The organism is uncultured Streptococcus sp., assembly GCF_915066115.1.
Classification (GTDB): domain Bacteria; phylum Bacillota; class Bacilli; order Lactobacillales; family Streptococcaceae; genus Streptococcus.
In genome coordinates this window covers 20,847-31,305 of the sequence record NZ_CAJZDT010000006.1, presented here as the reverse complement: position 1 = coordinate 31,305, position 10,459 = coordinate 20,847, and the positions used below count along the sequence as shown (strand labels likewise).

Annotated in this window: 14 protein-coding genes; 2 read left to right on the top strand and 12 right to left on the bottom strand. The window is 40.7% G+C overall.

What is annotated here, in order from left to right; genetic code table 11:
- Window positions 1-31: 31 nt before the first annotated feature.
- Both QZ565_RS01135 and QZ565_RS01130 read left to right on the top strand, forming a co-directional pair.
- The gene (locus QZ565_RS01135; RefSeq protein WP_295524364.1) at window positions 32-832 is read left to right on the top strand and encodes a DUF1189 domain-containing protein; all 801 of its coding nucleotides are present in this window, start codon (window positions 32-34) and stop codon (window positions 830-832) included.
- A gap of 9 nt (window positions 833-841) precedes the next feature.
- Entirely contained in the window at window positions 842-1,828 is a 987-nt protein-coding gene (locus QZ565_RS01130) for a LacI family DNA-binding transcriptional regulator (RefSeq protein ID WP_271631146.1), read from the top strand.
- 28 nt (window positions 1,829-1,856) lie between these two features.
- Here QZ565_RS01130 and QZ565_RS01125 read toward each other — a convergent pair whose 3' ends face one another.
- The 12 genes from QZ565_RS01125 to hisS all read right to left on the bottom strand — a co-directional run bounded on the left by QZ565_RS01125 (window position 1,857) and on the right by hisS (window position 10,382).
- Entirely contained in the window at window positions 1,857-2,798 is a 942-nt protein-coding gene (locus QZ565_RS01125) for a YitT family protein (RefSeq protein ID WP_295524360.1), read from the bottom strand.
- Window positions 2,776-4,539, bottom strand: a complete 1,764-nt coding sequence (gene aspS / locus QZ565_RS01120) for an aspartate--tRNA ligase (RefSeq protein ID WP_295524358.1) — start codon at window positions 4,537-4,539, stop codon at window positions 2,776-2,778. The genes QZ565_RS01125 and aspS overlap by 23 nt, the downstream gene beginning before the upstream one ends.
- A 154-nt stretch (window positions 4,540-4,693) precedes the next feature.
- Window positions 4,694-4,924 carry a hypothetical protein gene (locus QZ565_RS01115; protein ID WP_000832185.1) on the bottom strand — a complete coding sequence of 77 codons (231 nt, stop codon included), beginning with the start codon at window positions 4,922-4,924 and terminating at the stop codon, window positions 4,694-4,696.
- Window positions 4,925-4,941: 17 nt separating this feature from the next.
- Entirely contained in the window at window positions 4,942-5,583 is a 642-nt protein-coding gene (locus tag QZ565_RS01110) for a type II CAAX endopeptidase family protein (RefSeq protein WP_295524356.1), read from the bottom strand.
- A gap of 9 nt (window positions 5,584-5,592) precedes the next feature.
- Entirely contained in the window at window positions 5,593-6,291 is a 699-nt protein-coding gene (locus tag QZ565_RS01105; RefSeq protein ID WP_261014524.1) for an ABC transporter permease, read from the bottom strand.
- Window positions 6,284-7,108, bottom strand: a complete 825-nt coding sequence (locus QZ565_RS01100; protein WP_295524352.1) for an ABC transporter ATP-binding protein — start codon at window positions 7,106-7,108, stop codon at window positions 6,284-6,286. Before QZ565_RS01100 ends, QZ565_RS01105 begins: the two co-directional genes overlap by 8 nt.
- 10 nt (window positions 7,109-7,118) lie before the next feature.
- Window positions 7,119-7,853: a DUF3169 family protein gene (locus tag QZ565_RS01095; RefSeq protein WP_295524350.1), complete on the bottom strand. Its 735-nt coding sequence runs from the start codon at window positions 7,851-7,853 to the stop codon at window positions 7,119-7,121.
- A gap of 18 nt (window positions 7,854-7,871) precedes the next feature.
- Window positions 7,872-8,222 carry a PspC domain-containing protein gene (locus tag QZ565_RS01090; protein WP_295524348.1) on the bottom strand — a complete coding sequence of 117 codons (351 nt, stop codon included), beginning with the start codon at window positions 8,220-8,222 and terminating at the stop codon, window positions 7,872-7,874.
- Between the two features lie 2 nt (window positions 8,223-8,224).
- Window positions 8,225-8,422 carry a hypothetical protein gene (locus tag QZ565_RS01085; RefSeq protein WP_295524346.1) on the bottom strand — a complete coding sequence of 66 codons (198 nt, stop codon included), beginning with the start codon at window positions 8,420-8,422 and terminating at the stop codon, window positions 8,225-8,227.
- Window positions 8,422-8,628, bottom strand: coding sequence for a helix-turn-helix transcriptional regulator (locus QZ565_RS01080; protein ID WP_001176227.1), 207 nt, complete (start codon window positions 8,626-8,628; stop codon window positions 8,422-8,424). Before QZ565_RS01080 ends, QZ565_RS01085 begins: the two co-directional genes overlap by 1 nt.
- A 9-nt stretch (window positions 8,629-8,637) precedes the next feature.
- Window positions 8,638-9,102 carry a hypothetical protein gene (locus QZ565_RS01075; RefSeq protein WP_295524366.1) on the bottom strand — a complete coding sequence of 155 codons (465 nt, stop codon included), beginning with the start codon at window positions 9,100-9,102 and terminating at the stop codon, window positions 8,638-8,640.
- Window positions 9,102-10,382, bottom strand: coding sequence for a histidine--tRNA ligase (gene hisS, locus QZ565_RS01070; protein ID WP_295524325.1), 1,281 nt, complete (start codon window positions 10,380-10,382; stop codon window positions 9,102-9,104). Before hisS ends, QZ565_RS01075 begins: the two co-directional genes overlap by 1 nt.
- Window positions 10,383-10,459 lie beyond the last annotated feature (77 nt).

Genomic DNA, 10,459 nt, shown 5'->3' with positions numbered 1-10,459 from the left:
CATATAGAAAACACCTTTTAGAAAGATACAAATGCTTCCATATCCATTTTCTTATTTTTCAAGTATTTGGGGATTTCGTAAGCCCCTATCCAAACGTTTCGGACTCAACTGGTTTCAGCTTCTCTTTACCAGTATCTTCCTTATCAGCTTGTCTATGGTACCCATTGCCATCCAAAACAGCTCCCAGGAGACTTATCCGCTAGAAACCTTTATCGATAATGTCTATGAACCTCTTACAGATGAGGTTGTCCAGGATCTCTCTGAACATGCTAGAATTGTTGATGGCACATTAACTTATACAGGAACAGCTAATCAAGCACCTTCTCTTTTAATCGGTCCAAGTCAAAGCAAGGAATTACCTAAGAACTTGCAACTGCATTTCGATACGAAAGAACTAGTCATCAGCAAGGAGAGTAAAGAGCTGACCCGCATCTCTTACCGAGCGATTGAAACTGAGAGTTTCAAAAGCAAAGATAGCTTGACCCAAGCAATTTCTAAAGACTGGTACCAGCAGAATCGTGTCTATATCAGTCTCTTCCTAGTTCTCGGTGCGAGCTTCCTCTTTGGTTTGAATTTCTTTATCGTCTCTCTGGGAGCCAGTCTTCTCCTTTATATTACTAAGAAATCACGCCTCTTTTCATTTAGAACATTTAAAGAGTGCTACCATTTTATCTTGAACTGTTTAGGATTACCAACTCTGATTACGCTTATTTTGGGATTACTTGGCCAAAATATGACAACCCTGATAACTGTACAAAACATTCTTTTTGTTCTGTATCTGGTCACTATCTTTTATAAAACACATTTCCGTGATCCAGATTACCATAAATAGGAGATTTTTATGCCCGTTACGATTAAAGACGTGGCCAAGGCTGCTGGTGTTTCGCCTTCAACTGTAACCCGTGTTATTCAAAATAAATCAACCATTAGCGACGAAACAAAAAAACGTGTTCGCAAGGCTATGAAGGAGCTTAATTACCACCCCAACCTCAACGCTCGTAGTTTGGTAAGCAGTTATACCCAAGTTATCGGCTTGGTCCTTCCTGACGACTCAGACGCCTTCTATCAAAATCCTTTCTTCCCATCTGTCCTCCGTGGTATCGCCCAAGTCGCTTCTGAAAACCACTACGCTATTCAGATTGCAACAGGGAAAGATGAAAAAGAGCGTCTTAAAGCTATTTCACAGATGGTTTACGGCAAACGTGTGGATGGTTTAATCTTCCTTTATGCCGAAGAGGAGGATCCCTTGGTCAAGCTGGTCGCTGATGAGCAGTTCCCCTTCCTTATCCTAGGAAAATCCATTTCACCCTTTATCCCTCTTGTCGATAATGACAATGTTCAAGCTGGTTTTGATGCAACCGAATATTTCATCAAAAAAGGCTGCAAACGAATTGCCTTCATTGGAGGGACGAAGCGACTCTTCGTAACGCAAGACCGTTTAACAGGCTACGAGTCAGCCCTCAAACAACACCAACTGCCCATTGACGGAAATTTGACCTATTTTGCAACGGAGTTCCTGGAAGAAAAAGGGTATCAATTTAGTAAACTCCTTTTTCAGCATGATCCACAGATTGATGCTATCATTACAACCGATAGTCTCCTAGCCGAAGGGGTCTGTGACTATATCGCTAAGCATCAACTGGATGTCCCTGTTCTCAGCTTCGATTCGGTCAATCCCAAGCTCAACTTGGCGGCCTATGTTGATATCAATAGCTTAGAACTTGGTCGTGTTTCTCTTGAAACTATCCTCCAGATTATCAACGATGCTAAAAGCAATAAGCAAATTTGTTACCGTCAGTTAATTGCCCACAAAATTATTGAAAAATAAAAACCAGCTCACGCTGGTTTTTTTGTTACTAATTTTCTGTTTCAACGAATCGTCCCAGAATATGAACATTCTCCGATACAGAGACAAAGGCGCTTGGATCCACCTGTTTCATAATCTGTTTAAATTCATTAAACTCTGCACGTGTAATGACAGTAATTAAAACTGCCTTTCTCTCGTGATTATAGGTTCCTTCTGCATCGTGGATCATGGTCGCTCCGCGGTGCAATTTTTTATGGATTTTGTCAATTACCTTCTCTGGATGATTGGTCACAATCATGGCCTGCATACGTTTTTGCTTGGTAAAGACTGCATCTGTCACACGGCTAGAGACAAAGATTGTGATCATAGAATAGAGAGCGTATTTCCAGCCAAAGGTCAAACCAGCTATCAACATGATGGTCCCATTTACCAAGAAAGAAATACTACCAACATTCTTACCCGTTTTCTTGCGAATAGTCAGACTGACGATATCCGTTCCACCACTGGAGATATTGTTTCGAAGAGCAAAACCAATTCCCAAGCCCATGACAACACCCCCAAAAAGGGCATTGATAATGGGATCCTCCGTCAAAGTCACCACAGGGACAAACTGGATAAAGAAGGAACTCATGGATACCGTGATAAAGGTAAAGATCGTAAACTTATGGCCAATCTGATACCAAGCCAAGACCATCAAAGGAAAATTAATAGCGTAGAAGGTTAGCGAAATCGGGATATGAAAACCAAACCAGTGATTACTCAATGCAGAGATAATCTGTGCCAGACCTGTCGCACCACTCGAATACACATGCCCAGGTTGGAAAAAGAAATTGACCGCTACTGCTGATAGAAAACCATAGACCAGAGAGGCCGAAATCTTCTCATCATATTTTTCGCGAGAGATGCTTTGTAAGACACGTAAAATTTTTATCTGATAAGCAAAGCGGCGCAGATAATAGCGCCACCGCTTAATTCGTTTTGCTTGTTTCATCTTCTTCTACTTGTAAGCTGAGTTCCTCTAGTTGTTTGAGCGCTACTGTTGAAGGAGCTTGTGTCATTGGGTCACTTGCCTTGTTGTTCTTAGGGAAGGCAATAACTTCACGAATATTTTCTTCTCCTGCTAAGAGCATGACAAATCGGTCAAGCCCGATAGCCAAGCCACCGTGTGGTGGGAAACCATAGTCCATGGCTTCAAGAAGGAAGCCAAACTGGTCATTTGCTTCTTCAGCTGAGAAACCAAGAGCCTTGAACATGCGTTCTTGAAGGTCTTTTTGGTTGATACGAAGGCTACCACCACCAAGCTCATAACCGTTCAAGACGATATCGTAAGCAATGGCACGAACCTTAGCCAAATCACCTTCTAATTCGTGAGCAGTCTCTTCCTGTGGAAGAGTGAATGGATGGTGGGCGCTCATGTAGCGACCTTCTTCTTCAGACCATTCAAACATTGGCCAGTCAACCACCCAAAGGAAGTTGAATTTATCGTTATCAATCAAGCCAAGTTCTTTGGCAATACGTCCACGAAGGGCACCGAGTGTTGCATTGGCCACTTCAAGCGTATCTGCCACAAAGAGAACCAAGTCCTTATCTTCAAGAGCAAGCGCTCTTGTCAATTCTGCTTGGATACCTGTCAAGAACTTAGCAACTGGTCCGTTTAATTCTCCATCAACAACCTTAACCCAAGCAAGACCTTTGGCACCATACTGTTTGGCTACTTCCGTCATCTTGTCGATGTCTTTACGTGAATAGTTGTCCGCAGCTCCTTTGACCACAATTGCTTTTACAGCAGGTGCTTCTGAAAAGACTTTAAAGTCTACACCTTTGACCACTGCTGTCAAGTCCTGAAGCAACATGTCAAAACGGGTATCTGGCTTGTCAGAACCGTAAAGAGCCATAGCATCATCGTATTTCATGCGAGGGAATGGAAGCGTCACTTCGATTCCTTTTGTTTCTTTCATCACGCGCGCAATCAAACCTTCTGTGATATCTTGGATTTCTTGCTCAGTAAGGAAAGACGTTTCCAAGTCGACCTGAGTGAACTCAGGCTGGCGGTCACCACGCAAGTCCTCATCACGGAAACATTTAACGATTTGATAATAACGGTCAAAACCAGCATTCATCAAAAGTTGTTTCGTGATTTGTGGACTTTGAGGAAGAGCGTAAAAATGCCCTTTATTGACACGAGATGGCACCAAATAGTCACGCGCCCCTTCAGGAGTTGACTTAGAAAGGAATGGTGTCTCTACGTCGATAAACTCCAACTCATCCAAGTAATTACGGATAGAATGGGTCACCTTGGCACGAAGTTTAAGATTTTCCAACATTTCTGGGCGACGAAGGTCAAGGTAACGGTAACGCAAACGTGTATCGTCATTGGCCTCAATGCCATCCTTAATCTCAAATGGGGTTGTCTTAGCTGTATTAAGCACTGTCAGAGCTGTCACGTTTAACTCAACTGCACCAGTTGGCAACTTATCATTGGCTTGCTCACGCGCAGCGACCTGTCCAGTCACCTCGATAACAAATTCGCTACGAAGGCTTTCAGCTGTTGCCATAACCTCTGCAGATACTTTTTCAGGGTTGATAACCAACTGCATGATTCCTTCACGGTCACGAAGGTCGATAAAGATCAAACCACCAAGGTCACGACGACGGCCAACCCATCCTTTCAAGGTCATTTCTTGTCCGATGTGTTCCTCACGAACACGACCAGCATACATACTACGTTTCATTGTTTCTCTCCTCTTTTATTCTGTTACTATTTTACCATAAAAGCGCAGGCTCTTCATGAAAATCATCAGAAAAGTTTGCCAGTCTTTAAAAATCAAGTGAAGACTCTAAAAATCGACGCCCATACAAAAATCCGATGAAGTTCACCGGACTCTTTTATTTTGAATTGTTGCCTGCTTTACGCTTTTCAGCAATTTCGGCTGCCTTTCGAGGCAAGACAATTTCCGTTGTGTAGGCTGTCCCAAAGCGCAAGACACCTGCAATAGGGGCAAAGACAACTGCTAGATAGTTGTAGAAGAAATCGCCCTTGAAGGCATAAGCTAGCGCCCCAATGATGAAAAATAGAACAACTGCTTGAATCACTGCTAATAAAATTACTCGTTTCATGTGACCTCCTGACTCTATTATAGCATGAGAATCATCAAAAAGCTGACTAAATTATTCAAAGCGTGAAGAGAAATGCTGTAAAGAAGACCTTTTCGACTTACATAAGCCAGCCCCAAACTCAATCCTAGACTAGCATAAACCAAAAACTGTTGCAAAGTTCCTGGGAAATGAATCAAGGCAAATAGAACACTTGTTACCAGAAGGAAAAGCAGAGTTTGTTTACTATTGTCCTGCTTAGGAAAGAGGTAGCGTGCTAACATCCCTCTAAAGATAAGTTCTTCCGTCAAAGGAGCAAAAATAACGACCGCAAAGAATGAGAAAAGTGGCTGAGCCAAGGTCAGGTCTGTCGCTGTTTGCTGATTTACCGAAGGATCATTTGGTAGGAAAAATTGAACGACAAGAGATAAGAACCAAACCAAGGCAGGGAGCCAAATAAATCGGTTAAAACTACTCTTCTCAATATGGACAGGAGCTTTCTGATACCATTTATAAATGACGTACACATATACTCCAGCCAAGACCACATAGAGCAAGGTAGTAGCATAGGGTGAAGCGCCTAGATTCAAAGCTTCTACAGCCCCACTCTGAACGGTACCATAGATAAACACAAAGGATAGAAGGGCTAGAAGAAACCAGCCAAAATTTTTAAGTAATTTCATAAAAGTCTCCTATCTTGCTTTATAACTGTTTTTCAATACAAAGAGGTTTGCTATTCCTAACACAAGTACCCAGGCAAGTAACATGCCGATGTTAGAAAAAGATATTTCTCCACCTTTTTTATTTAAAAGATTTACAATTGGACCAATAAAAGAGTAATCCAATACTTTCTGAACCGTATCATTTTGAAGAGCAATTATAGGTAAAACAGAGACAATTAACATAGGGAAGATACTATAAACTTGCGCTTTAGATTGAGTATCTGACACCGCACCGATTAGAATGTTGATAAAAATAATACTAATCGTTGCTAGGAGCAAATAGATAACGTAGGCAAATAAATAACCAGATAGATCTACTTTAAGATAGATGGGAAGTACAATCATAGCAAGTAACATTATCAGAATAGGGAGAACAAGCATACTGAAAGTATATTCTGTTGCTGTCACACCACTTAGGATGAGTGATTTAAGATTTCGTTTTTCCTTATCTTCTGCCATCATAATCGATACCATATAACCACTTCCCATACTCAAGGCCATGGTCAAACTCGTAGAGAGGAGAAACATACTCAATTCTCCATTCTTATTCATGAATTCATTATATAGAACAGCAATACCAAAAGGCATCAATAAAGTCGCTAACAAAGTTGAATTGCTAATAAGGACTTGTAATCTTAACCATAGTAGGGCATTTAATTTTCTAAACATCTAACTTTTCTCCTGTTAATCTGATAAAGATTTCTTCTAAAGTCGGCTCACAAGAGTGAACCACCATCAAATCTGTCGTGTCTAAATGTGGCAATTCTTCAAATGGAACTATCTGTTCTCGTCCATCATTATAAACCACACGTACTTTCTTAACCACATGGTACTTCTGGATAATATCTTGTGGACTTCCATACTCTATTAAGTTTCCCTTATTTAAAAGAGATAAGCGATCACAAAGCAGAGTTGCTTCATGCATATCATGCGTGGTCAGAAAGATAGTTGTCCCCGCCTGCTTTAATCCTTGAAGTAGGGTATGAATCATCTTAGATGTTGTAGGGTCTAAGCCACTGGTTGGCTCATCTAGAAAGAGAATCTTAGGAGCATTCAGAAGGGCACGGGCCAAGAACATTCGTTGTTTCATTCCTGTAGATAGTTTTTCTGCGATAATATCTTTAGCATCTGCCAATCCAACCTGTTGGAGCACCTGATTTACTCTGTCTGACTTGAGACCATATAACTTAGCATAGATGAGAAGATTTTTGTAAAGACTCATCTTTTCATAAAAACCACTGCCATCACTAACAATCCCGATTTGTTCCAAATCATTTGAAGTTAAATTTCGAGAGGACTTTCCTAGGAGAACGGTCTCACCCTGATCTGCAGCTAACTGACCCGTCAAAACATTGATCATAGTTGTTTTACCTGAACCTGACGGTCCTAGGAAGCCAAAAATTTCACCTTCTTGAATCTCAAAAGAAATATGATTCAGAGCTTTCTTGCCTCCAAAACTTTTGCTTACATTTTCAACACGAATCATAGGAACTCCTTTATTTGAAATAACGTTTTACCATAGATAATTGCATCACATTGATATAAATATGGATAGCTCCTACAAGCAAGAAGGCTAGTAACTGAATCTCTCCTGTCAAGAAAGAAATGATAAAAAGAAAAACATATAAGACTGGTAAGACATACTGATTTAATTGGAATAAAATCCGAAAACTCTGTTCCAAATTAGCCTGACGCTCCCCTTCATCATAAGAATTTACATACTCTAAGACATCCTTTGGTGTTGAGAAAAATGCCAAATCAAACTGACGAACAATCGCAATGGTCTTAAAAAGATATTTTTGAACACTGAGAATCAGCACTAATCCCAAAAAAGAAAGAGATAAGGTTAGATTGCTTCTATTTGGTACAATCACTTCACTACCTGAGATGAAAAGAGCCAATAAAATCGCTACACTTGCAATATTAAAAGCAGTGGTTCCAAACTCGAGATTCCGATACATTTGCACATAATAGGTTTCATTCAGATCATCATCCATTTCCTCTTGATACAAGGAATGAAACTTTCTGCTTTTCTTTAGGAAATTGAATGTCAAAAGAATGCTAATGAAACCTAATACTAAACAAATAGCTGATATCCATGGTATCAAGATTTTTACATCTAACATAATTCCGTGAGATTCAGCAAGTGCCTTAAACATCCCTACAAACATGGCCAAAAAAACTCCCAAAATAATAGACATCAAAAATAACAATCCATGCTTCTTTGTCATATTCATTCTCCTTCTAAATTAAACCAATCCAACTAACCACTGACCAAAGACTTTACCTGATTCATAAATTGCTGTCAAACCCTCTGTTCCAAGTGATACTAAAATCAAACAAACAGCAAACAAGAGAATAGCTTGGTTTCTTGCTTTTTTCGCCCCTTCTCCTAAAGGATCTCTCCCAAGCCAACCTGCTAGATAAGCATATAGGATGACTGTTAAAATCCCAAACTCTGTTGACCAAAGAAACAGCAAAATTGCTACTAAACGGATGACGTTAGTCTTGATATTAAAATAATTTCCTAAACCTGCACAGACACCTGCAAGTTCTTTGTTCTCAGTATCTACTTGAAAACCTGCTAAAAACTCTTTCATATTCATTCTCCTTTTTCACTTGCTAAATTTTTTGATTTCTTTTCAATCCAGTCAACTACTGGGATGAGAGCAAAGTAGGCCCAAATAAATTGGTCACTTTGATAGGGATTAAACCAGCCTAAGTCTATCCCAATCAATAGAAATACACTGACTAATAGAGCTATGGCAACTACATAATAGATTACTTTATACTTGTTCATCACTCGTCCTCCTCCAAGCGAAATACCGATTCGACTGTTTCGTTGAAAATCTGAGATATTTTCAGGGCAATGATAATGGATGGGGTGTACTCATCCCGTTCTAGTAGGCTAATGGTCTGTCTGGAAACCCCAGCTAGCTTGGCTAGGTCGGTTTGGTTGAGACCATCGCGAGCCCGCAGCTCTTTTAGACGATTTTTTAGTTGCATGTTACACACCTACTTTCCGTCAAATTCAACAGTTTGGATATCCTCAATGCGTTGTAGTTTGAATTTTTCTTTTCCTTTTTTATTAACACGACGTAGCTTGACCCATTCCTCATCAACATCCACAACTTCCCAGTTATCTGTTCCAAAAACTTGTCCAACGATTGTCGGTGTTTTCCCAATCAATTCTTTTAAAATTCTTGACATTTCTTTATTTCCTTTCTGTTTTTGCTCAATTCTTTTGATTTTATTCTCTAGTTTCTTGACCTTTTGGGAATGGTAGATATAATACATAATCACAAGAGGTACAAATCCTAATGCCCACATAATCGTTCCTTGCTCCTTTTCTCTTAACTTGCTTATATTGTAACACATCTTTTTCTTTTTGACAAGCATATTTGTCAAAAAGTTTATGATTTTTGTCATTTTGCAAAAGAAAAAGGTCAGGAGTAGGTTCCTGACCAGTTTTTCTACTATTAAAAGCCTAGTTTTTCAAAGATTTCTGAGAAGTTTTGGCTGATTGTCTCAAGTGACACTTGCACTTCTTCTCGTGTTTGATTGTTCTTGACCGTCACTTGTCCGCTTTCGACTTCACTCTCTCCTAGAGTGATGAGGGTCTTAGCAGCAAAGACATCGGCTGACTTGAACTGAGCTTTGAGTTTACGGTTGAGGTAATCACGCTCTGCTTTGAAACCTTGTTGGCGAAGAGCCTGTACCAATTCCAATGCCTTGATATTTGCCCCTTGACCCAAGACTGCGATATAGACATCTAGGGCGTTTTCGATAGGGAGGGACACACCTTGCTTTTCAAGAATGAGAAGCAAACGCTCTACACCAAGTCCAAAGCCAAATCCGGCGGTTTCTGGGCCTCCAAAGTAAGCAACCAAACCATCGTAGCGACCACCCGCACAGACTGTCAAGTCATTGCCCTCAATCTCTGTGATAAACTCGAAAATGGTGTGGTTGTAGTAGTCCAGACCACGCACCATATTGGTATCGATGATGTAGTCTACTCCAAGATTTTCCAACATCTGACGCACAGCATCAAAATGAGCTTGACTTTCTTCATCAAGGAAGTCCAAGATAGACGGTGCATTCTCTACTGCTACCTTGTCTTCTTTTTCCTTAGAGTCCAAGACACGGAGAGGATTTTCCTCCAAGCGACGTTGGCTATCCTTAGACAAGGTCTCCTTGAGCGGTGTCAAATAGTCAATCAAGGCTTGACGGTAAGCCGCACGGCTCTCAGGGTTTCCAAGAGTGTTGAGATGTAATTTGACACCTTGGATACCGATTTCTTTCAAGAAATGAGCTGCCATCGCGATGGTTTCCACATCGGTAGCTGGATTGCTAGAGCCAAAACACTCAACACCAATCTGGTGGAACTGGCGCAAACGCCCTGCCTGCGGACGCTCATAGCGGAACATAGGGCCCATGTAGTAGAACTTACTTGGCTTTTGCACTTCTGGGGCGAAGAGTTTATTTTCCACATAGGAACGAACAACGGGCGCAGTTCCTTCTGGACGGAGGGTAATATGACGGTCTCCCTTGTCATAGAAGTCGTACATTTCCTTGGTTACGATATCCGTTGTATCTCCGACAGAGCGACTGATAACCTCGTAATGCTCAAAAATAGGCGTGCGCACTTCTGCGTAGTTATAGCGCTTGAAAATCTCACGGGCAAAGCCTTCAACGTACTGCCATTTGGCAGACTCAGCAGGTAAAATATCCTGCGTTCCTTTTGGTTTTTGTAATTTCATAGGGAATCCTCTTTAAACTTAATAGTCTTATTTTACCATAAATAGAGGGATTAAAACAGTGAGAAAAAATTTAGGAT

Excerpts from the sequence above, each read along its gene's own strand:
- QZ565_RS01090 (WP_295524348.1), bottom strand. The coding sequence starts at position 8,222 with ATGAAAGAGTTTTTAGCAGGTTTTCAAGTAGATACTGAGAACAAAGAA.
- QZ565_RS01135 (WP_295524364.1), top strand. The coding sequence starts at position 32 with ATGCTTCCATATCCATTTTCTTATTTTTCAAGTATTTGGGGATTTCGT.
- QZ565_RS01105 (WP_261014524.1), bottom strand. The coding sequence starts at position 6,291 with ATGTTTAGAAAATTAAATGCCCTACTATGGTTAAGATTACAAGTCCTT.
- QZ565_RS01095 (WP_295524350.1), bottom strand. The coding sequence starts at position 7,853 with ATGACAAAGAAGCATGGATTGTTATTTTTGATGTCTATTATTTTGGGA.
- aspS (WP_295524358.1), bottom strand. The coding sequence starts at position 4,539 with ATGAAACGTAGTATGTATGCTGGTCGTGTTCGTGAGGAACACATCGGA.
- hisS (WP_295524325.1), bottom strand. The coding sequence starts at position 10,382 with ATGAAATTACAAAAACCAAAAGGAACGCAGGATATTTTACCTGCTGAG.
- QZ565_RS01115 (WP_000832185.1), bottom strand. The coding sequence starts at position 4,924 with ATGAAACGAGTAATTTTATTAGCAGTGATTCAAGCAGTTGTTCTATTT.
- QZ565_RS01080 (WP_001176227.1), bottom strand. The coding sequence starts at position 8,628 with ATGCAACTAAAAAATCGTCTAAAAGAGCTGCGGGCTCGCGATGGTCTC.
- QZ565_RS01110 (WP_295524356.1), bottom strand. The coding sequence starts at position 5,583 with ATGAAATTACTTAAAAATTTTGGCTGGTTTCTTCTAGCCCTTCTATCC.
- QZ565_RS01085 (WP_295524346.1), bottom strand. The coding sequence starts at position 8,422 with ATGAACAAGTATAAAGTAATCTATTATGTAGTTGCCATAGCTCTATTA.
- QZ565_RS01130 (WP_271631146.1), top strand. The coding sequence starts at position 842 with ATGCCCGTTACGATTAAAGACGTGGCCAAGGCTGCTGGTGTTTCGCCT.
- QZ565_RS01125 (WP_295524360.1), bottom strand. The coding sequence starts at position 2,798 with ATGAAACAAGCAAAACGAATTAAGCGGTGGCGCTATTATCTGCGCCGC.
- QZ565_RS01100 (WP_295524352.1), bottom strand. The coding sequence starts at position 7,108 with ATGATTCGTGTTGAAAATGTAAGCAAAAGTTTTGGAGGCAAGAAAGCT.